We start from the raw sequence: 21,222 nt of genomic DNA, 5'->3' as shown, positions 1-21,222 counted from the left end.
ATGAAGCAGGAGACATGAACAAGTATTTGAAAGCGTTTTCTGCAAGGTAACATACTAACCGTTCAGTATTTTTTATAAGGGATGGTGAAACGAATGAATGAAACACGCCCATACTGGCCGAGCGGGCTGCCGAAGGAACTCCGCTATGAGCTCGGCGAACAGCCGCTCTATGGCTATTTGCGCCATCGCGGCGAACGCGAGGAAAACGAGCCGGCGTACATTTTCTATAACAAGGTGATCACGTGGGGAACCTTGCTCGATCACGTTCACCGTTTTGCCCGCTATTTGCGGGAAAAAGGGGTGGGGAAAGGAAGCTATGTCGCTTTGTACATGCAAAACTGCCCGCAATACATCATCGCTCACTTTGCCGTTCAGCAGCTCGGCGGCATTGTCGTCCCGCTCAACCCGATGTACCGCGAATCCGAGCTCGCCTATTTTTTCGCTGAAGTGCCGCTTGCCGGCATCATCGCCGGAGAGGAAGGAGTGCCGCGCGTTCGACAAGCGGAACAACAAACAGCGCCGTTGTCGTTTACCGTATCGTGCCATTACGGCGAGTACCCTGATCCATCTGGAGAGATCCCACTTTGCGAGGAGGTGCTGCAACCGAAGCAGGCGTGTGAAGGCGTGGATGAGTTCGCCGCCATCATCGCCGCTTATTTGCCGTTTGATGAAGCCGCCCCTATTGACTTATGGAACGATGTCGGGCTGATCATTTTTACCTCAGGGACGACCGGACGGCCGAAAGGAGCGATGCTGACATACGGCAACGCGCTGTTTAAGACGGCTGCATCCGCGCAGGCGAACCGGCTGACGGAAAAAGCGGAAGTGCTGATGGCCCATTCGCCGCTTTGCCATATTGCCGGGATGGTGATGGGGTTGAATACCCCGGTGTATACCGGCCACCCGTGCGTGCTGTTCACCCGCTTTGACCCGTTGGCGACGATCAAGGCCATCGAAACGTACAAGGTGACCGCCTGGTACAGCATCGCGCCGATGAACGCTGCTATATTGCAAGTGCTGCCTACGACTTCGGCTGATGTGTCAAGTTTAAAGCGCAATTTGGCCACCAGCTTCGGTCTGCCAGTGACGAAAGACCTTGCCGAGCGGTGGGCGGAAGCGACCGGCGGCTGCCTGTTGTACGAAGCCGCCTACGGGTTGAGCGAGACGCATACGTGCGACACGTTTATGCCGGATGACCGTGTGAAATTTGGATCGTGCGGCATCCCGACATATGAGACGGACATTCGCATCATCGACCCGGAAACGAAACGGGAGCTTGGGCCTGGGCAGTCGGGGGAAATTGTCGTCAAAAATCCAGGTGTCTTTAAAGGCTACTTCCGGCGCGATGACGCGACGAACGAGACGCTGAAAGACGGGTGGGTGTACACGGGCGATATCGGGTATGTTGATGAAGACGGCTATTTGTATTTCCAAGGGCGGTTGAAAGAAATGATCAAAGTGTCCGGCTACAGCGTCTTTCCGGAAGACGTCGAGGCGCTGTTGAACGAACATCCGGCCGTCAAGCAATGTGCGGTCATCGGCGTGCCTGACCCGATGAAAGGGGAAGTGCCGAAAGCGTTTGTCGTGCTTCATGATTCGCGCAAAGGAAAGGTGGCGCCGTCTGAGTTGATCGAATGGGCGAAAGCGCATATGGCGGCGTTCAAGTATCCGCGTTATATCGAATTCATCGATGAATTGCCGGCGACGCCGTCAGGCAAAGTATTGCGAAAGCTGCTTCCAAGAGAATAAATATAGCGGCGGAGTTTGGCGCGGGCCGCCCCGCCTTTTCCGAAAAAAAGGGGGGATCACGGTGGACAATTTGCGGCAATTAACAGACGAACTGATGGCGAAAAAAGCGCGCGCCGTGTTGGGCGGCGGCGAAGAGAAAATCGCCAGGCAACATGAAAAAGGGCTGCTGACGGCCAGGGAGCGGATCAGCTTGCTTGTGGATGCAGGAACTTTTATCGAGTTCGGACAGCTGAACACATCCGATCAGCCCGGCTTGGAAGAAACGACGTACGGGGATGGACTTGTCGCCGGCATCGGCAAAGTGGACGGCCGCCCGGCGGTCATCATCGCCGGGGATAAGACGGTGCTCGCGGGAACGGAGGGGAGCGTTCATTTGCGCAAGTCGCGGCAAATGCATGCGCTGGCCGTAAGAAACGGCTTGCCGATGTTTTTTCTCCATGAAGGCGGCGGGTTGCGCATGCCGGATGGGATGGGCTCGGACGGGATCAGCGACAAATTGTTTCCTCGCGAGCTGCTCACCCACCACCGGCAAGTGCCGACGATGGCGGCAATTTTGGGGGACAGCTACGGCGGGCCGACATGGACGGCGGTCAGCTGCGACTTTGTCACGCAGCTGAAGGGGACGTGCATGGCGATCGCTGGACCGCGCATGCTTGAGTTGGCCAACGGGCAGCGCGTCGCGCCGGAAGAGCTCGGCGGCGTCGACATCCACCATCAATACACCGGACAGATTGACGCCGATGGCAAGACAGAGGCAGAATGCATTGGGCAACTAAAAAGGTTTTTTTCGTACATGCCGCAAAACGCGAACGAGCGGCCGCCGCTGCGGAAGACGGACGATGATCCATACCGGATGGTGGAGGAAGTGTTTTCGATTTTGCCGGACAGACGAAGCCGCGTCTATGATATGCGGCGAATCATCGCCTGTCTTGTCGATGACGGCGATTATTTTGAGTATCAGAAATCATTCGGCAAAGCGCTGATCGCCGCTTTGGCGCATCTAAACGGCCATGTCGTCGGCATCATCGCCAATCAGCCGAGCCAATATGCGGGGGCGCCCGGGCCGCAGGAATGTCAAAAGGCGACGGAATTCATTTGCTTGTGCGACTCATACCATATTCCGCTCATCTTTTTGCATGACACACCGGGGTTTCGCATCAGTGTCGAGGCGGAAAAAGCGAAAATGGCGACGAAAATCATGGTGTGGAATCAGGCGCTGGCGCTATCCACTGTCCCGAAAATCTCCGTTGTCATCCGCAAAAGCATCGGCGCGGCGTACGGCAATATGTGCGGGCCGGGGATGGGAGCGGATGTTGTTGTCGCTTGGCCGAGCGCGGAAATCAATTTCACCGGTCCGGAAGTCGGCGTCAACGTCGTATACGGCCGCGAACTTGAACGCGCCGACCACCCGCACGAGCGGCGTCAGGAGCTGCTCAAGCAGTGGTCGTTTGACAGCTCGCCGTATGGAGCGGCGCGCAAACATTTGATCGATGACGTCATCCATCCAGCAAAGACGCGGAAATTCCTTTGCCAGACACTTGAATATTTGCTGACATCGAAGCGCGAAAAAAGCGAGCGGCTGCTCGCCGCTTGGCCGACGGGGGTTTAATGGAAGTTAATGGGGAATCCCCCTCCGCCAGTGGCGGAGGGGGTGGCGCTGGGCTGTTTCTCTTTCATCGAGGGGCAGCGGTCGGATGCCGCATGTGAGAGGTGAAAAGTCGAAAAATACATTGACAATCCAATGGAAATGGAATATTCTTTAATTAGAAAGATGTCTAAATATCGAATGTTTTTGTCCGTATTTAGATAATTTCCTAAATGTCTAACTATAGACCGGCATGAAAAATCGTTTGCATGTGCCGCGTACGAAGCTGTGATAAACGAAAGATGCCCCTCAGCGGTTCATCCAACGAAAACTCGTTTGCAGGGTGGGATCGCCATTGTCATTCAACGAAGCGTTTAAAGCGATCGCCGACCCGACGCGCCGGAAAATTTTATCCTTGTTGCGGAACGGGGAGTTGACAGCAGGGGAGATCGCTTCGCATTTTGATATGCAAAAACCGAGCGTCTCGCATCACTTGAAAATTCTCAAACAGGCTGATTTGGTGCAAGACCGGCGTGAGGGACAGCATATCTACTACTCTCTGAACACGACGGTGTTTCAAGATTTGCTGCGCTGGTTTTACGATTTTGTCGAAAGGGGAGAGAAACATGTGGAAGAGTAATCGGCTTGCGATCATGCTTACAGTTTTCGCCTATGTCATCAGTCTGGCTGCCATTCCTTATTTGCCGGATCAAGTGGCCATTCACTGGAACGCAGCGGGTGAAGCCGACGGCTTCAGCAACAAATGGTTGGGTGCCTTCCTTCCCCCCTTATTGATGACACTTCTCATCATGTTGATGGGAGTGTTGCCGAAGTTTGACCCGAAAAAAGAAAGTTACGGCCGTTTTCAAAAAAGCTATCGCATTGTCAACGCGGCGCTCGCCTTCTTTTTCTTGCTCCTGCATATCGCAACATTGGCGTACAATCTCGGAGTTCCGGTCGATGTTGGACGGCTTGTGCCGATTGGTGTCGGAGTGCTGTTCATCGTGTTGGGAAACTACATGCCGAAAATCAAACCGAATTATTTTATCGGCATCCGCACGCCGTGGACGTTGGAAAGCGAGGCCGTTTGGAACAAAACGCACCGCCTTGGCGGCAAGGTGTTTATCGCGATGGGGATTTTGTCGATGCTCACCGCGTTTTGGCGCGGAGAGATGAGGGCTGTTTTGTTTCTCGTCATCATCGTTGTCGGCAATTTGTATCTCATCGTTCAATCGTTTCTTTATGAGCAGCAAGAACAGCGCAACCGTTCATAAATAAGCGGCAGGGGGGAGAGGGACGTGGGAATGATCGGTGCGGCGGTGCAGCTTGCCATTTCACTGCTTGTTCCTGTTGGTCTCGCATGGTACGGGAGAAAAAAAGGATGGCTTTCATGGAAAGCGCTCGGCGTCGGGGCTGTTGTGTTTCTCGTTTTCTCACAAGTATTGGAAAAAGCGCTGCACATCGCTGTGCTCGAACCGGGCCGGCCAGCGTTAAAAGGAACAGACAGCGTTTGGCTCTTTGTCCTGTACGCCGCGCTCGCCGCTGGCGTGTTTGAAGAACTTGGCCGCTATGTCGGGTTCCGTTGGCTGCTAAAGCAACATCGCGGATATGGCGATGGTTTATCATTCGGGCTTGGGCACGGCGGGACGGAAGCGGTATTGCTCGGGGCGGTTGGCGCGGTCAATGTCATCGTGCTTGCGAGCTTGATTCAATCCGGATCATTCGACAAAACGATCGCCCCATCGCTTCCGGCAGGACAGGCGGAGCTGATCAAGGAGCAAGTGTTGCACACGCCGTTTGCGATGTACGTGTTAGGCGGCTTGGAACGGCTGTTTGCGCTTACAGTGCACGTGGCGCTGTCGCTCCTCGTTTTGTTTGGGGTGCGGGAGAAGCAATTCCGCTATGTCCTGTACGCCATTTTGATCCATGCGGCGATGGACGTGATGCCGGCGCTTTACCAAGCGAAAGTGGTCACGAACGTTTGGGCGGTCGAAGCGGTGCTGCTTGTTTGGGTGCTCGCCGCTGTTTCGTTCATCCGCCGCATACAACCGGCATTCGAACAGGGAGGGGAAAACCGATGATTCGTGTCAAACGGCTTGACCATGTGCAAATTTGCATTCCGTTTGGCGCCGAAGACGAAGCGCGCGCCTTTTACACCGGTGTGCTTGGTTTTCAAGAAATCGAAAAGCCGGCATCGCTGAAAGGAAACGGTGGGCTTTGGTACAAAGTCGGCGATATCGAGCTCCATATCGGGGCGGAACAACGCGACGGCTACAACAGCAAAAGCCACCCCGCTTTCGAAGTGGAAGATGTGGAAGCGGCGCGCCGTTATTTGGAAGAGCACGGCGTCGCGACGCAAGACGAAAAACCGATCCCAGGAGTGAAGCGCTTTTCATTTCGCGATCCGTTCCGCAATCGGATCGAGCTGTTGGAAAAAATCAGGTGAAACCGTGCTTGAGGCGAGAAGGGCCGCTTTCCCCTTCGCTATCGTAAACCCGTCTCATTTGGGGCATGCTAGGGATGAAGGAGGGGAGGGCGATGAAACGGAAACCGGACAACCAACGCGCCGGGCATCCGGCCCGCGCCGCCGACACACGGACGGCAGGCCGGACAGCGATGAAGGAACAAACGGTGCAAGAGGCCTACAAAGAGCGGGAAGAGCTGACGGCCGATTAAATCAAAAAGCGGGAGAAAGGACGCGTCCTTTCTCTCGCTTTTTTCGTTACGAATGCTCCTCTAAGCTTGCGACCGGCACGCTTTGCTTTTGATTTGGGTTGTCAAGCGGGTGGATCGTTGCTACGCCTTTTTGTTGGTCAACATGCTCAATGTAAATGCGCTGGCCGTTGTACGTGACGTTTGCCATCACCGGCGACGACGCGATTTCTTGCGCCCGACGGACGTCCATTTCCACCACCTCCTTTTTGCCGATAACACGCATAGTATGACATGTCTGCGATTGAACTATGCATGCGGTCGAGGGTGGAAAAGAATAATTTCCAAAACAATGTGCTAAATAATCAATTAACAAAACCGATCATCTTTTCCTAGCCGAGTTGCGGGTTTTAATGTAAACTATTTTTTATAAACAGTTTACATATAAGGAGGGATAGGGATGAAAACCGAACTGACCGTCAAACTGCACGAATGGGAACAAAAAGCGCAAAAACGCCAGCTGCGCCGGGCAGAGGCTTCAGGCGCTACGGTCATCCTGAACGGAAAGCCGATGTTGAATTTAGCGTCCAATAATTATTTAGGGTTGGCGGATGATAGGCGGCTCATCGAAGCGGGCTGCGAAGCGATGCGGGCCTACGGAGCCGGAGCGGGCGCGTCGCGGCTCGTCGTCGGCAATCATCCGCTCTATGAGCGGGCGGAAGCCGCATTGAAACAATGGAAAAGAGCAGAAGCGGCGCTTATTTTCAACAGCGGCTATACAGCCAACATCGGCGTATTGACAGCGTTAGTCGGCCGCGATGATCTTGTTTTTAGTGACGAGTTGAACCATGCGAGCTTGATTGATGGCATCCGCTTGAGCAAAGCCGCCTGTTTCTGCTATCGGCATAACGACATCGATCAGCTGGAATCATTGTTGAAGCAATCTCCGCCCGATAAGCGGAAATGGATCGTCACCGATGCCGTCTTCAGCATGGACGGCGATCTAGCGCCACTACCGAAGCTTGTCGAGTTGAAACGGCGCTACCGCGCGATATTGATTGTCGATGAAGCGCACAGCGGCGGCGTGTTTGGACCGAACGGCGAAGGGCTGCTTCACCATTTCGGGTTTGACAAGGAAGAGGATGTGATCGCCATCGGCACCTTCAGCAAAGCGCTTGGCAGCTTTGGCGCGTATGTAACAGGAGAGCCGTGGCTGGTCGACTATTTGATCAACAGCGCCCGCAGCTTCATTTTTACCACCGCCTTGCCGCCGGCGGTTCTCGCCGCCAATGAAGCGGCTATTCATATCGTTCAATCCGAGCCAAAGCGGCGCGAGCGGCTGCACGCCCTAAGCGAAAGATTCCGCACCAAGCTGAAGCGGCTTGGGTTTGACATAGGCGGCAGCGAGACGCCGATCGTTCCGGTGATTGTCGGTCCGAACGACCGGGCCGTGGCCATGAGCGAGCAGCTGCAAGAAGCTGGCATCGCGGCCGTCGCCATCCGGCCGCCGACCGTCCCTGAGGGAACGGCGCGCATTCGTTTTTCCGTCACCGCCGCCATGACGGCAGAAGACATTGATATGGCGGTTGACCGTATCGCTTGGGCAGGAAGGCAGATCGGATTGATTTCATAGGGAAAAACGGCGTCACGAGGAGGAAACGCGTGAGAGAACAAAAAACCAGCCGGACGTTTTTTCGGCTGGTTTCCTTCGATCGGGATGACAGGATTTGAACCTGCGACCCCACGCACCCCATGCGTGTGCTCTACCAAGCTGAGCTACATCCCGAAATGGATGGTGAGACATCTTCAATTATACAAGAAAAGCAGGACAAAATCAATGGCGAATTTTGCGTTGAGTTGGAAAAGGATGCCGTTGAAAGACTAGCGGCATCCTTGTTGCTGACAAGTCTGTTTTTTTCTGTTTTCATGCTCCTTTGAACGTATCTTCCTCTGTCTGTCCGCCCCTGCTTTTGCGACAGGGAATTCGCCATTGATTATACGACAAAGCATGCAAGATGTCCCGCTAAAGAACTCGTGATGGGAAACGAGTTGTTCAGCAGAGACTCTTTTTAAGTTGAGGAACTTTGCAAAATCGACTCGACTTCCGCCACAAAAACCGCCGATAGGCCGAAAAGAATGGTTTTCCCCGTCTTCTACACGCCTTGGAAAACGAGCGCGGTGTCAATCGTTCCGATCACAGAATCGAACGTTTCTCCGCAGGCGATGATCGTCTCGGCGTATCGATCATGTTCGAGTGTGCACTGACGGATCGTTTTGTTGTATGGGTCAACGATCCAGTATTCTTCCACTCCGTAGGCGCAGTACAAATCTTTTTTCAGTGTCACATCGATTTTGTAGGTTGACGGGCTGACCACCTCGATGACGATGAGCGGCCGCCCCTTATAGCCGCCGATGATTTTTTCCGGCCGTTCGCAATAGACAGCGACATCCGGCTGGATAAACTCGTTCATCACGTTTCCGTTCTTCTCGAGTTTCACGGACAAGTTGGAAATCGGTTGACATGGGCTTTTTCCTTTGATCACGGAAACAAGATTGTCGCAAACGATTTGATGTTCCCATGACGGGGATGTGGACATGTTGATGGCTTCTTGCACGCTCCTCACCTCTTTTTCATTATACTTGAAACGGTTCTCCTTTGTCTGCAACGGGTTGTGGAGAAAAAGAAAACGCTAGGTTGCCAGGTGGTATTCAAGTATACTAAAAAGAAAAGAGGAAAGGAGGCCGTTTTCATGCGAGCGCCGGGAAAAGGGCAGCCGTTCACTTATGCGCAATATATGTTGCTCGACGAAGATGTACGCTATGAGGTCATTGACGGCCAAGTCTTCAACATGTCCCGCGCTCCGACGCCGAAACATCAGGCCGTGCAACGTGAATTGTTGGTGGAATTTGCGACATATTTGCGGGGGAAAGAATGCACCGTATTTGGTGCTCCGATCGACGTTTGTTTGGCGGATCGGGATGATCCGGAACAAATTCGCGAATGGGTTGAGCCAGATCTTGTCGTTGTCTGCGACAAAAGCAAAATTCGCGAAAAACGAATTGTCGGCGTGCCGGATCTCGTTGTGGAGATTATTTCAAAATCGACGGTGCGCAAGGACAAAATTGTCAAATTTCACCGTTATGAGCGGGCAGGGGTGAAAGAATATTGGATTGCCGATCCGATGAATGAGACGATTGATGTCTATGTGCTCGAAGAAGGAAGATTCCGCCATCAAGGGATGTATGTCCGCGATGATACGATTCCTGTCCGTCTGTTTCCCGGATTTGCGATCGAATTAAAAAACGTATTTGCCGAAGAAGAATAAGAAAAACGGCTGCTGTTCAAACAGCAGGTTCAGGCCGCCGACTGGAGGAGAGCGGGGCGGTTTTTGCCGGCGGTCCGCTTGGCGAGGGCAAAGCGCCCCCCCTGTCTGAAATCGCCGCTGTTTGCATCGTTTGGGCATAGAAACGGAAAAAACAGGCGATACTAACGATCGGTGATGCCTGTGTACAGTCAAGAACAATTGGTCCGCTTTGTCGAAGAAGCGAAACAGTACGCCCGCTATGGAAAAGTAGCCGATTACATTCCCGCCTTGGGCAAGGCCGATCCAAATGAACTGTCAGTTGCCGTTTACACCCCGGACGGCAAGGTGGCAAGCGCCGGGGATGTGACGGTGAAAGTGACGCTGCAAAGCATTTCCAAAATTCTTGCCCTGGCCCTTGTGTTGATGGATCACGGAGAAGATGAAGTGTTCCATAAAGTCGGCATGGAGCCGACGGATTATCCGTTTCATTCCATTGCCAAATTAGAGGAAAAGCCTGCCAAGCCGCTGAATCCGATGATTAACGCCGGCGCGCTTGTCGTCACGTCGATGATTCAAGGCGGCTCGGTGTCCGAACGGCTGGAACGGCTGTTGGCGTTTGTTCGCCGATTGGCGGGCAACGAACAGATCGCGTATTCGGAGGAAGTGGCCCGCTCCGAATTTGAAACCGCGTTTTTGAACCGTTCGCTTTGCTATTTTCTCAAGCAGCATCGTATCATTGACGAAGATGTCGAAGAGCTGATGGATTTGTACACGAAGCAGTGCGCCATTGAAATGACGTGCATCGACCTGGCGCGCATCGGCTTGGTGTTCGCGCTTGACGGGCGCGACCCGCATTCGGGCGAGCCGATCATGCCGCTTGATGTCGCCCGCATTTGCAAAACATTTATGGTCACGTGCGGCATGTACAACGCATCCGGCGAATTTGCCATCAAAGTCGGCATCCCGGCGAAAAGCGGCGTTTCAGGCGGCATTCTCGCCGCCGTCCCGGGCCGGTGCGGCATCGGTATTTTCGGCCCGGCTCTCGATGATAAAGGGAACAGCGTGACCGGGGTGAAACTGCTCGAGCGGCTGTCAAAAACGTATTCATTAAGCATTTTCTAAGGAGGCAATCACGATGAAAACATTTACGGTCCAGTTTCACCGCGAAGACGACGTCGAAGCGATGAACGTCGGCAAGTTGAGCCAAGAGGATTTTGACAAGGCGACCGAAGGCGGGACGCGGCATTTGTTTGACCTTGACACCAATATCGGCTATTTCGTCTTTTTCGACGCTGAGGACAACGAAGGCAACGTATCGTATTTAATGCTTCAATATGAAGAAGACAACGAAGACCCGAGCGCGTGCTACAGCTTTGAGCTGAAAGACTTTTACGAATTTATGGCGCTGTATTTGAACGACCTTGAATTCGCCGACGAAGAAGAAATGACGGAAGACGGCGAAGAGGAATACGGACCGATCCACCACCTGGCGCATTTGCTTTATCATATCGTCGAGGAAGGGAAGACGGTGGAGGTGTGAAGGAACATCCCAAGCGAGTTTGCTTGGGGTTCTTTGTTTATAAAGCAAAAAAAGCATTTAGGGACTTGACGAACGATTTTTCGGCAATGTAAGATGATTTTGTAATCGATTACATAACCAAGGTGCAAAAAGAAGCTGGCAAAGCGGGCAGGGTGACCGACGGCCTAGACAGGTTGCTTTGGTTGAACAGGGAAGCATGGGAACACTGCACGTTTTCAGCTTCGAGAGGAAAGAAAAAAGCGGACATGAGGGTGTTCATCGTTTTGTATGTAATCGATTACAAAGAATGTGTATAGACAAGCAGTGGGGGATGCCAAGTCAAACGTCAATGGATGTCATGTCCAGGAGGTGATTGGGGCAGTCGAAGCAACCACTATACGCGATGCCATGCGGTGTTTGACAAATCCAAAATTTAAAGGGGGAGAATCATGGTGAAAAAGACACTCAAAACATCGGCTGTTTTGTTAGCGCTTACGATGGGGCTCGCGGCATGCTCCGGCGGCCAAAGCGAGAGCCAGACGGGCCAAGACAGCAAAAACGAAGAAGGGAAAACGAGCCAGTCTGAAAAAGTGAAAATTGTCTATGCCCGCGGCCAAGATTCCACGAAAGCCACCGAAAAAATCATTGAAGCGTTCGAGAAAACGCACCCGAACATCGATGTGGAATTTCGCGAAATGCCGGCTGACACCGGGAAGCAGCATGATGCTTACGTTACGATGTTAAATGCGCAGTCATCGGAAATCGATGTCATGGATCTTGACGTCATTTGGCCGGCGGAGTTTGCACAAGCGGGTTATACGCTGCCGCTCGACCGTTTTATTGAGAAAGACGGCATTGACCTCAGCAAATACAACCAAGGGGCGCTTGCGGCCGGCAACTTTAATGGCAAGCAATGGGCAATGCCGAAATTTATTGACACCGGTATGCTGTTTTATCGCACCGACCTCGTGCCTGAGGAGAAAGTGCCGAAAACATGGGATGAATTGTTAAAGACGGCAAAAGAGCTGAAAGGAAAAGGCGGCACGAAGTTCGGTTATTTGATGCAGGCCAAGCAGTATGAGGGGCTCGTCTGCAACGCGGTAGAATTTATCGCTTCGTATGGAGGGAAAATTGTCGACGAAAACGGCAACGTCGTCGTCAACAGTCCCGAAGCTATTAAAGGTTTGAAAAAAATGGTCGAAATCGTTCAATCGGATGTCGTGCCGAGCAACGTGACAACGTTTATGGAACCGGAATCCCATACCGCGTTCATTGAAGGACAATCGCCGTTTATCCGCAACTGGCCTTATCAATACGCGCTAGCGAACGACAAAGAACAATCGAAAATCGTCGGCAAAGTCGGCGTGGCTCCGCTTCCGGCCGGAGACAAAGGTTCGGCTGCCGCGCTGGGCGGCTGGATGACCGCGATCAACAAATATTCGAAACATCCGAAAGAAGCATGGGAATTTGTCAAATTTATGACGGGGCCGGAGGGGCAAAAAATTTCTGCGATTTACGGCGGTTTAGCGCCAACGCTTCCGGAATTGTTTAAAGATCCAGATGTCTTAAAAGCCAATCCGTTCTTTGCGGAAGAAGGATTTGTCAATGCGTTGAACGCCGCTGTGCCGCGCCCGGTCGTCCCGAACTATCCAGAAATTTCGGAAATCATCCAAATCAACGTATCGAAAGCGCTGGCCGGGGAGCTGACGGTCGAACAAGCTGTGGCCAATATGGAAAAAGAAATGAAAGCAGCCTTGAATAAGTAAGTCGAATGACTGGGCCAGCGCGCTGCAGCCGATCCGAATCGGGCCAGCGCCCGGCTGAGGCCCCATCAGCCAAACACGTTGTTTGACTACTTTTGGTTCATTAGCCTTCAGCCCGTCATCTACCCGGTGCTGAAGGCTAATATCCTTTTCCAAGCAGAAGGGAGAGAACAGCGATGAGGAATGAAAAGCGAATGGAGCGCCTATTAGGCTATTCGCTTGTCGCACCGGCCATGCTGCTCATTTTAGCGATCGCCATTTGGCCTGTCATCCAGTCCTTTTATTACAGCTTGTTCGACTATCGGCTCAACGACCCGACCAAATCGTCGATTCACTGGAGTTACAGCCTCGATCTGGAAGGATATCTACAAAACTATCCGTTCCTCAAAAGCGCTCTTAAGCAGGAAATGGCGGCTGCGGATGGACAAACGAAACAAACGTTGGCGCAAATCGAACAAAAGCTCGCGAAACTGGATGCGGCGATCCGTTCGAATGATCAAGTGGCAAGGCAATATGACAAAGTGAACGAAGTGCTCGACAATTTCGAGACGCCAAGCGATGAGCTGAAGATCGTCGAGCTGGACAAACAGACGGCCGAGCGGCTGACCGACACGGTTGATGATGTCGTCCGAGCGCTGAAGGAGATGAAAAAAGCGGGCGAACTGCAGCAGGCGGATAAAGTCGTCGGCTTGGCCGAAGGGCTCGAAGGGGTTGTGATCGAGCCGAACTTTGTCGGCCTCAAGCATTATAAGGACAGCTTCAGCGACATGCGCTTATGGAAGGCGTTATGGAATACGACGTTCTTTACGGTCGTGTCGGTCGCCATTGAGCTAGTGTTAGGGCTCGGAATTGCGTTGCTCATCAATAAGGCCTTTTTTGGACGAGGGGTGGTGCGGGCGACGATTTTGATTCCGTGGGCGATTCCGACTGCCGTATCGGCGCTGATGTGGAAATTTTTATATGATGGACAAAACGGCATTGTCGCCCATTATTTTGAAACAATCGGTTTGGTCGACCGGATGGGAGATTTGTTGACGACGGAAGCGGGGGCGATGTTTGCGGTCATTTTTGCCGATGTATGGAAGACAACCCCTTATATGGCGCTTTTGCTGCTGGCCGGGCTGCAAACGATTCCGAGTTCGTTGTATGAAGCCGCCTCGATCGACGGGGCTACCAAATGGCAGCAATTCACCCAAATCACGCTGCCTCTGTTAAAATCAAGCATTTTAGTCGCATTGTTGTTCCGCACGCTCGATGCGTTCCGCGTGTTCGACCTGATTTACGTCTTAACCGGCGGAGGGCCGGCGAACTCGACGGAGACGATTTCGATTTTAGCGTATAAAGTCATGTTCTCGCAGACGAATTTCGGTGCGGGATCGGCGCTCGCTGTCATCGTGTTTCTCTGCGTGGCGGTGATTTCCATGATCTATATTCGCTGGCTTGGGAAAGATTTGTTGTCTGATGGCTCCAGCGTCAAACGATAACGAAGGGGTGAGACGATGCAAAAAAAAGCCGGTCCGTTCTTTTACGTGTTTTTGGCCCTGTTTGTGTTCTTTGTGATGTTTCCGTTTTTATGGGTTTTGCTCAGTTCCGTTAAACCGCTCAGCGAATTGTTTGGCGACAAGGCGTTTGAATGGTTTACAAGCCATCCGACGTTGAAGTCCTATGTATCGGTCTTTGTCAATTACCCGTTTTTGCGCTATTTATGGAACAGTACGGTCGTGGCGACCATTACGACGGTGTATACGGTCTTTGTTGCCGCGTTTGCGGCTTATGCGATTGCGCGCTTGGAGTTTAAGGGCAAGACGGTCATTCTCGGCTTGGTGTTGGCTGTATCGATGTTTCCGCAAATTGCCACCATTTCTCCGATTTACATGTTTGTGAAAAAGTTCGGGTTGACGAACAGCTACTTGGGATTGATCATTCCGTATACGACGTTTGCCTTGCCGCTCTCGATTTGGCTGCTTGTCACCTTTTTCCGCAAGATTCCGTTTGACTTGGAAGAAGCGGCGAAAATGGACGGGGCGACGCCGATGCAGACGTATTTTAAAATTATTTTGCCGCTCGCTGTGCCGGGGGTGTTTACGACGTCCATTCTCGTCTTCATTGCCGCATGGAACGAATTTTTATTTGCCTTGACGATCAACACAGCGGAAACATACAAAACCGTTCCGGTCGGCATTGCCATGTTCCAAGGCCAGTATACGATCCCGTGGGGCGAAATTTCTGCAGCCACCGTGGTGGTGACGATCCCGCTTGTGATCATGGTGCTGTTGTTTCAGCGCCGCATCGTTTCCGGGCTCACGTCCGGTTCGGTAAAAGAATAAAGAACGAACATGAAAAAGGATGCCAGGTGAGCATCCTTTTGTTTTTTGGGTAATGCCCATTTTGAAACACGAAACAGAGGAGGAGCAGTTCTATCCGCTTCACTCCGTTCATATGTTAATGACAGACGGCTGGCGGGGAGGGATGCGCAAAGGAAAATCTACACAGACAATATTCTGAATATTAGAAAAATATAGCTGTCAGACCGGAAGGGGGTGGAATTTCATTTTACTCTTTTTTGCACCAATCAAGAGGAGGGGAAGGCGTGCGATTTGACCGTCCGTTTGAACAGTATGCACTTGGCGAGCGCCACCGTTCGCGCGGGCGGACGATTACCGAAGCTGATATTGTGCAGTTTGCCGGCGTTTCCGGTGATTTTTATCCGCTCCATCTCGACCGCGAGTACGCACGGCAGACGCGGTTTGGCGAACGGATCGCCCACGGGATGCTGACAATGTCGGTGGCGACGGGACTATGGGTGATGGAGCCGGGATGTGTGCTCGCTTTTTACGGCATCGACGCGCTCCGCTTCGTCCGTCCGGTGAAAATCGGCGATACGATTTACGTGGAATCGGAAGTGAAGCGGTTGACGGAACGGGGCGAGGAAGCCGGGCTCGTCACGGTGCATCAGCGGATTGTCAACCAGCGGGAAGAAACGGTCGTCGATGCCGTTGTGCATGTGCTTGTAGCGCGGGAAGGGAAAGCTCCATGACGGGCTTGTGAAACGTCATGACGGTCTGACAAAGAAACGAGTCCATGACGGTTTGTTTTTGGAAGCGCTAACATTATGTTCGTTTTTTTGCTATCATCCATTTGTTTTTCCGTTTCCATGAGATGCGCGCACTTTGATTGCGTGAAAGGGGTGTTGTGAATGGCTGTAACGATGATGGATACGGTGGAATTGAAGCGTCAAAAAAAGCGGGCGGCGATTTCCAGTGTGGTCGGCACGACGATTGAATGGTACGATTTCTTCCTTTACGGGACGATGGCCGCTCTCGTGTTTCCACAATTATTCTTTCCAGAGGGAGATTCGTACGTCGCCCTGATGCAATCCTTTACCACCTTTGCGTTAGGATTTATCGCCAGGCCGGTCGGCGCCGCGATTTTCGGCCATTTCGGCGACCGCATCGGGCGGAAGGCGACGTTGGTCGCCACGCTGCTGTTGATGGGATTGGCGACGGCGTTGATCGGCCTGATGCCGACCTATGAGCAAATCGGCCTGTGGGCGCCGGTGCTAGTGACCGCGCTGCGTCTCATTCAAGGCATTGGCGTCGGCGGGGAATGGGGCGGCGCAATTTTGATTGCGATGGAGTGGGAAGAAGGCAAACGGCGTGGGTTTATGGCCTCGCTGCCGCAAATGGGCGTGCCGTTCGGGCTGTTGTCCTCTTCCCTTGTGACGACGCTGATGCTTGCGGCGGGCGGCGACAGCTTTTATGCGTGGGGATGGCGCGTTCCGTTTCTCATAAGCTTCCTTCTCATCGCCATCGGGCTGTACATCCGGCTGAAAGTGCTCGAATCGCCGCTGTTCCAAGAAGCGATGAAAAAACAAGAAACGAGCAAGATGCCGGTCGGCGAGGTGCTGGTCAAGCATCCGCGCGAAATTCTATGGTCAGCGCTTGCGCGGGTGATTGAAAACGGGTCATTCTACATTTTTGTCACATTTATCGTCAGCTATGGGACGACATTTTTGGGGATGGAAAAAAGCGTTTTCGTCAATGTGACGATTATCGCTGCGGTGATCAACGCGCTTTCGATCGTCTATTCCGGCCATTTATCCGATCGGTGGGGCCGCCGCCGCGTCTACATGACGGGCACGATTTTGTTGATGCTTTGGGCGTTTCCGTATTACTGGCTGGTCAATACGAAAAGCGTCGGGCTCATCTTCTTGGCGACGGTCGTGGCCATGGTGTTCCACGGCATGCTGTATGGCCCGCAGGCGGCCATGATCGCGGAAAACTTCCCGACGCGGCTTCGCTACAGCGGCGCTTCGCTCGGCTACCAGCTGGCCTCGATCATCGCCGGCGGCCCAGCCCCGCTCATCAGCACGTGGCTGTTGCACAAATACGGCAGCGCCACCGCCATCTCCTTCTATATCGTCGTCATGGGCTTGATTTCACTCGCTGGGGTGAAAATGCTGCAAGACCGTGCGCGCCAGGCGATTGATTAGATGAATCGGACTGAACACCACTATGGGCGCCTTTGCGTTCGGGCAAAGGCGCTTCTTCTTGCCGCCTGCTAAGGATGACGGTGGGCGGGATATGTTTGCCTTACACGTTCATGCTCATGATAATGGTGTGGTGCTTGAATCCGAGTGTTTCATACAGTTTCATCGCTTGATTTCCTGCATATACACGCAAACGAACCTCTGAATATCCATCTTGTTTCAAATGTTCGATGCCGGCTTCTATTAATTTCCTTGCCATTCCCTTTCCTCTAAATTCTTCTAACACAAACAATTCATAGATGAATCCATATCTTTTCCCAGTAAGCAGGTCTTGACTTGCTCCGATTAAAATCCAACCTATCAGATGATTGCCTTCCGTTGCGATCAAATAATAGCTCCCTTTCTGCAATAATGGCTCAATCAGTTGTTTGACTTTTTCATCTGACGGTTTTGCTTCGCCTAATGTGCCTTCGAATAATGCTTGTGGTGTGAGTGATAAAATCGTTTTGTATTCCGAATCGTTTGGTTTTCTAATTTCCATGGAGTTCCCCTCTCCCAATGATTCATAGATGGTTGGTTAGGCTTTTTTAGGCACTGGATCTTCGAAAGTCACGGGCTTCACAAACACGGCGGTCTCCGGGCATCTTTAGGCCATGCTGTTCGTACGACGATCGGTTGGCCGCTTGTCGCCGCCAACCGTCTTCTTTCGGTATTTTCCAGGGCCATCCACTTGCTTTTGATTTCCCTACTTTTCAAGCAATCCCCGAACATCTTCCTCTGGGAGATCCACCAACCGGGCAATGTCTTCCACCGTCATTCCTTTGCGCGCCATGTTGCGAATCAGTTGCTTCATTCCTTGTTTCATTCCTTGCTTGATCCCTTGTTCAATCCCGCGTTTCATTCCTTCTTCCAATCCCTCTTTCCTTCCCTTTTGCTCATAGGAAATGATCAGCTCCAACACTTTTTCTCTTTCTTTCGTTTCCATCGCCTTCACCTCTCTTTGCAGTTGTTGCTCTTCCTCCTCCGACAGCTTCACATACGTTTCAAAAAAGCCCAACAAGAGCCGCTGCCTCGCTTTATCCAGCTCCAATCTCGCCAACATGCGCAAACACTCTTTTTTCAACTCGACTTTCTCACTTTCAGTATACCCCATTTTGCCAAGGAGGGCAGCTGCGATCGGATTGTCATGCCGGATGTAGTCTCTCCAATGTTTCTTGCGCAGCTCTACGGGGAAAAAGCGAAACTGCAGCACGTCGCCAAAGGGAAACTCGATTGAGAACACGGATGGTTCCTCGCGAAGGGCATCATGGCTGAAGACAGCGATCGGAACGATGCGCGTGCGGTATTTTTCAAACAGACGGCTGAAATAGATAAACATGCGCTCTGGAAACGATGGTTGCACGTAGCTTTGATTCTCCACATGAACGATGATCAGCCCATTTTCCCCTTTCAGCTTCGTCTCGACCAATAGATCGACGCGGTATTTTTCACCTGCCGTGACATCGGTAAACAGTTCTTCGGACAGAAAAGACAAATGGCTGAAATCAATGTGTTCGTGCATGTCGGGGAAAAAGAGGAGAAGAAACTCTTCGAAGAACGTTTGAATCAGCTCTTTGAACAATCGGTCATGGTCAATGGCCATTCGATCACCTCATTTTGAAACGTTACATGATAAACTGGTTCGTGAGCAGAAGAAAAAATCCTGCATGGAAACTATAAAAAATCGATTACGAGAAGGCTGGTGGAAAAACGGCTGTCACCAGCCAATCAACGGCATTTCGCCAAAAAGAAGGAGCAACCCATGTCTGAGACGGATAGGAAAAACAACGCTTGACAACCGTCCTGTCTTTCCGATACGATGGTGATGTAATCGATTACATAAGCGAGAGGACTACGACCAATGGCAAGCATAAAAGACGTGGCGAAGCGGGCGAACGTATCGACGGCGACCGTGTCGCGCGTGTTGCGCAACACGGGCAATGTCACCGAAGAGACAAGGCAGCGCGTGCTTGAAGCCATTGAAGCGCTGAACTACCAGCCGAACGTGCTCGGCCGGTATTTGCGGCGGATGGAGACCGAGACGGTGCTCGTCGTCGTGCCCGATATTACGAATCCATTTTTCTCGAAAGTGCTGCGCGGCATTGAAGCGGTCGCCCTCAAGCACGGCTATCAAGTGCTGCTTGGCGATACGCAAAACGATGCCCGGCTTGAGGAGCAATATTTGAACGTATTGCCGCAGCGGCAAGTCGACGGGATGATTTTTTTGACCGCCCGCATCCGCAAAGAGCTGGTGGAAGAGATGGCGCGGCAGTTTCCGATCGTCTTGGCGTGCGAGTATTTGGAAGGGGCGGACATCCCGACCGTTTCGATCGACAACATCAGCAGCGCCCGTAAGGCGACCGAACACTTGATCCGCCTCGGCCATCGCCGCATTGCCCACCTGTCCGGGCCGATGGACGTCATTTTAAGCCGCGACCGGCTGCGCGGCTACCAACAGGCGCTGGCGCAGCATGAGCTTGAGGCGGACGCTGCGCTCGTGCAGGAGGGTGATTTCACCTATGAGTCCGGATATCATTTGACGCTCAAGCTACTCGCCCTTGAGAAGCCGCCAACCGCGATTTTCGCCGCCAACGATGAGATGGCGATTGGGGCGATCAAAGCGGTTCGCCATCGCGGCGGGCGCGTTCCCGACGATGTAGCCGTTGTCGGATTTGACGACATTCAAATGGCCTCGATTTTTGAACCGAGCCTTACAACCATCGCCCAGCCGATGTTTGAGATCGGCCAAAAAGCGATGGAGCTGCTGCTTCGGCTCATTGAAGGAATCGATGTCGAGCGGCGCCAGCTCGTTCTTCCCGACCGGCTTGTCATCCGCGATTCATGTGGAGGCGGGCGCTCTGTCTGAAGAACTGGACAGAGCGTCCCGTTCCGGTCCTGGGGGACGGGCGGATTTTCCGGTGATGATGTAATCGATTACATCAAGCAAATGATGGGAGAACCGATGGAATATGGAAGCCGCAAACATAAAATGCAAGGGGGAAAAGGACATGGGGAACACGATTCCAATCCGCCTCGGCTTGATTGGAGCTGGAGGCATTTCCAAAGAACATATCAAGGCGGCGCTCGCCCTGCCCGAGCGCGTCGTCTTGCAGGCGATTTGCGACGTCAATGAACAAGCGGCCGCGGAGAAAGCGAAAACGTACGGCATCCGTGAAGTGTATCGCGACTACAAGGAACTGCTCGCCTCACCAGATGTCGATGCCGTCATCATTACCGTGCCGAATTTTTTGCACGCCCAAGTGGCGGTCGACAGCTTGCGGGCCGGGAAACACGTGCTTTGCGAAAAGCCGATGGTGACGAAAGCGGAAGAGGCCGACGCCATCATCCGCGCCCGTGATGAGTCGGGAAAACAGTTTATGGTGTCGTTGAACAACCGCTTCCGCCAAGCGGCGCAATGGCTGCATGAGCGAATTCAATCCGGTGCGTTCGGCGAGATTTATTACGCGAAAACGGGCTGGGTGCGCCGCCGCGGCATTCCCGCATGGGGGGCATGGTTTTTTGACCGCGAGCGCTCCGGCGGCGGTCCGCTCATTGACTTGGGTGTCCATATGCTCGATGTGACCCTTTGGCTGCTCGGCAATCCGAACCCGGTTGCCGTGACGGGGAAAACGTACGCGAAGTTTGGCCCGCGTCGCCAAGGGGCATGGCCGGGAACGACGTTTTCGCCTGATGCCGCCTATACGGTCGAAGATTTCGCCGCGGCGTTCATCCAGCTCGAAAACGACGCGACGGTGCTGCTGGAGACGAGCTGGGCGTCGCACATTGAAGAAGAGCGGGCATATGTCGAATTTCTTGGCACGGAAGGCGGCGTGCGCTGGGAGTGGAACATCGCCGGCAACCGCCAAGAAGTGAAATGGTTCCGCAACGAACACGGCGTTCCGGCCGATGTCACGCTCCATTTTGAGGACCAGGGCGAACGGGTGGCGCTCCTTGACCACTTTGTCACGAGCATCACGGAGGAGACGGCACCGCTTTGCACGGCGGAACAAGGGCTTATGATCGCTAAAGTGTTGGAAGCGATTTACGAGTCGTCCGAACAAGGGCGGCAAGTCCGCATTGAATGGTAAAGATTAACTGATTTGTGCTTGCCGCGGCAAGCC

General features: G+C 52.9%; 22 protein-coding genes and 1 tRNA gene. 18 read left to right on the top strand and 5 right to left on the bottom strand.

Annotated features, from left to right (window positions below; all coding sequences use genetic code 11):
• Positions 1–93: 93 nt before the first annotated feature.
• The 7 genes from GHH_RS10935 to GHH_RS19185 all read left to right on the top strand — a co-directional run bounded on the left by GHH_RS10935 (position 94) and on the right by GHH_RS19185 (position 6,010).
• Positions 94–1,749, top strand: a complete 1,656-nt coding sequence (locus GHH_RS10935; RefSeq protein WP_015375230.1) for a class I adenylate-forming enzyme family protein — start codon at positions 94–96, stop codon at positions 1,747–1,749.
• Between the two features lie 61 nt (positions 1,750–1,810).
• Positions 1,811–3,358: an acyl-CoA carboxylase subunit beta gene (locus GHH_RS10930; RefSeq protein ID WP_015375229.1), complete on the top strand. Its 1,548-nt coding sequence runs from the start codon at positions 1,811–1,813 to the stop codon at positions 3,356–3,358.
• Positions 3,359–3,689: 331 nt separating this feature from the next.
• Entirely contained in the window at positions 3,690–3,974 is a 285-nt protein-coding gene (locus tag GHH_RS10925; RefSeq protein ID WP_015375228.1) for an autorepressor SdpR family transcription factor, read from the top strand.
• On the top strand, positions 3,961–4,608 hold the full coding sequence (locus tag GHH_RS10920; RefSeq protein ID WP_015375227.1) for an SdpI family protein: 648 nt from the start codon (positions 3,961–3,963) through the stop codon (positions 4,606–4,608). The genes GHH_RS10925 and GHH_RS10920 overlap by 14 nt, the downstream gene beginning before the upstream one ends.
• Before the next feature lie 24 nt (positions 4,609–4,632).
• Positions 4,633–5,415: a YhfC family intramembrane metalloprotease gene (locus GHH_RS10915; RefSeq protein WP_015375226.1), complete on the top strand. Its 783-nt coding sequence runs from the start codon at positions 4,633–4,635 to the stop codon at positions 5,413–5,415.
• Positions 5,412–5,780 carry a VOC family protein gene (locus tag GHH_RS10910; RefSeq protein ID WP_015375225.1) on the top strand — a complete coding sequence of 123 codons (369 nt, stop codon included), beginning with the start codon at positions 5,412–5,414 and terminating at the stop codon, positions 5,778–5,780. Before GHH_RS10915 ends, GHH_RS10910 begins: the two co-directional genes overlap by 4 nt.
• A 92-nt stretch (positions 5,781–5,872) precedes the next feature.
• A complete protein-coding gene (locus tag GHH_RS19185) occupies positions 5,873–6,010 on the top strand; it encodes a hypothetical protein (RefSeq protein WP_015375224.1) in 138 nt (45 codons plus the stop codon).
• A 46-nt stretch (positions 6,011–6,056) separates the two neighbouring features.
• Here GHH_RS19185 and GHH_RS10905 read toward each other — a convergent pair whose 3' ends face one another.
• Entirely contained in the window at positions 6,057–6,239 is a 183-nt protein-coding gene (locus GHH_RS10905; protein WP_011231614.1) for a small acid-soluble spore protein H, read from the bottom strand.
• A 207-nt stretch (positions 6,240–6,446) separates the two neighbouring features.
• Here GHH_RS10905 and bioF point away from each other — a divergent pair, with 207 nt between their 5' ends.
• Positions 6,447–7,619 carry an 8-amino-7-oxononanoate synthase gene (bioF, locus tag GHH_RS10900; RefSeq protein ID WP_015375223.1) on the top strand — a complete coding sequence of 391 codons (1,173 nt, stop codon included), beginning with the start codon at positions 6,447–6,449 and terminating at the stop codon, positions 7,617–7,619.
• A 79-nt stretch (positions 7,620–7,698) separates the two neighbouring features.
• On the opposite strand, the gene GHH_RS10895 is transcribed toward bioF, so the two are convergent.
• Together GHH_RS10895 and GHH_RS10890 are read right to left on the bottom strand one after the other, a co-directional pair.
• Positions 7,699–7,772, bottom strand: a tRNA-Pro gene (locus GHH_RS10895).
• A gap of 367 nt (positions 7,773–8,139) precedes the next feature.
• Positions 8,140–8,601: a Uma2 family endonuclease gene (locus GHH_RS10890; protein WP_015375222.1), complete on the bottom strand. Its 462-nt coding sequence runs from the start codon at positions 8,599–8,601 to the stop codon at positions 8,140–8,142.
• 135 nt (positions 8,602–8,736) lie between these two features.
• Here GHH_RS10890 and GHH_RS10885 point away from each other — a divergent pair, with 135 nt between their 5' ends.
• From GHH_RS10885 to GHH_RS10850, 8 genes are all read left to right on the top strand, one after another.
• Positions 8,737–9,312 carry a Uma2 family endonuclease gene (locus tag GHH_RS10885; RefSeq protein WP_015375221.1) on the top strand — a complete coding sequence of 192 codons (576 nt, stop codon included), beginning with the start codon at positions 8,737–8,739 and terminating at the stop codon, positions 9,310–9,312.
• 174 nt (positions 9,313–9,486) lie between these two features.
• A complete protein-coding gene (gene glsA / locus GHH_RS10880) occupies positions 9,487–10,413 on the top strand; it encodes a glutaminase A (protein WP_041470525.1) in 927 nt (308 codons plus the stop codon).
• Between the two features lie 13 nt (positions 10,414–10,426).
• Positions 10,427–10,831, top strand: a complete 405-nt coding sequence (locus tag GHH_RS10875) for a hypothetical protein (protein ID WP_015375219.1) — start codon at positions 10,427–10,429, stop codon at positions 10,829–10,831.
• Between the two features lie 428 nt (positions 10,832–11,259).
• On the top strand, positions 11,260–12,576 hold the full coding sequence (locus tag GHH_RS10870) for an ABC transporter substrate-binding protein (protein WP_015375218.1): 1,317 nt from the start codon (positions 11,260–11,262) through the stop codon (positions 12,574–12,576).
• Between the two features lie 173 nt (positions 12,577–12,749).
• A complete protein-coding gene (locus tag GHH_RS10865) occupies positions 12,750–14,057 on the top strand; it encodes a carbohydrate ABC transporter permease (protein ID WP_015375217.1) in 1,308 nt (435 codons plus the stop codon).
• A gap of 15 nt (positions 14,058–14,072) precedes the next feature.
• A complete protein-coding gene (locus GHH_RS10860; RefSeq protein ID WP_015375216.1) occupies positions 14,073–14,900 on the top strand; it encodes a carbohydrate ABC transporter permease in 828 nt (275 codons plus the stop codon).
• Between the two features lie 263 nt (positions 14,901–15,163).
• A complete protein-coding gene (locus GHH_RS10855; RefSeq protein WP_015375215.1) occupies positions 15,164–15,610 on the top strand; it encodes a MaoC/PaaZ C-terminal domain-containing protein in 447 nt (148 codons plus the stop codon).
• A 159-nt stretch (positions 15,611–15,769) separates the two neighbouring features.
• Positions 15,770–17,065, top strand: a complete 1,296-nt coding sequence (locus GHH_RS10850; RefSeq protein WP_015375214.1) for an MFS transporter — start codon at positions 15,770–15,772, stop codon at positions 17,063–17,065.
• A gap of 100 nt (positions 17,066–17,165) precedes the next feature.
• Here GHH_RS10850 and GHH_RS10845 read toward each other — a convergent pair whose 3' ends face one another.
• Both GHH_RS10845 and GHH_RS10840 read right to left on the bottom strand, forming a co-directional pair.
• Positions 17,166–17,603: a GNAT family N-acetyltransferase gene (locus tag GHH_RS10845; RefSeq protein WP_015375213.1), complete on the bottom strand. Its 438-nt coding sequence runs from the start codon at positions 17,601–17,603 to the stop codon at positions 17,166–17,168.
• A gap of 204 nt (positions 17,604–17,807) precedes the next feature.
• Positions 17,808–18,704, bottom strand: coding sequence for an Rpn family recombination-promoting nuclease/putative transposase (locus tag GHH_RS10840; RefSeq protein ID WP_015375212.1), 897 nt, complete (start codon positions 18,702–18,704; stop codon positions 17,808–17,810).
• 258 nt (positions 18,705–18,962) lie between these two features.
• On the opposite strand from GHH_RS10840, the gene GHH_RS10835 reads away from it, so the two are divergent.
• Together GHH_RS10835 and GHH_RS10830 are read left to right on the top strand one after the other, a co-directional pair.
• Positions 18,963–19,967 (top strand): LacI family DNA-binding transcriptional regulator, encoded by a 1,005-nt coding sequence (locus GHH_RS10835; protein WP_015375211.1) that lies wholly within the window; start codon positions 18,963–18,965, stop codon positions 19,965–19,967.
• Positions 19,968–20,109: 142 nt separating this feature from the next.
• Positions 20,110–21,189, top strand: a complete 1,080-nt coding sequence (locus GHH_RS10830) for a Gfo/Idh/MocA family protein (RefSeq protein ID WP_015375210.1) — start codon at positions 20,110–20,112, stop codon at positions 21,187–21,189.
• Positions 21,190–21,222 lie beyond the last annotated feature (33 nt).

The sequence above is a fragment of the Geobacillus sp. GHH01 genome (genome assembly GCF_000336445.1).
In the GTDB taxonomy this organism is placed as follows: domain Bacteria; phylum Bacillota; class Bacilli; order Bacillales; family Anoxybacillaceae; genus Geobacillus; species Geobacillus zalihae.
Note: the sequence above shows the minus strand (reverse complement) of the source record. Positions and strands in the feature narration are given on the sequence as shown.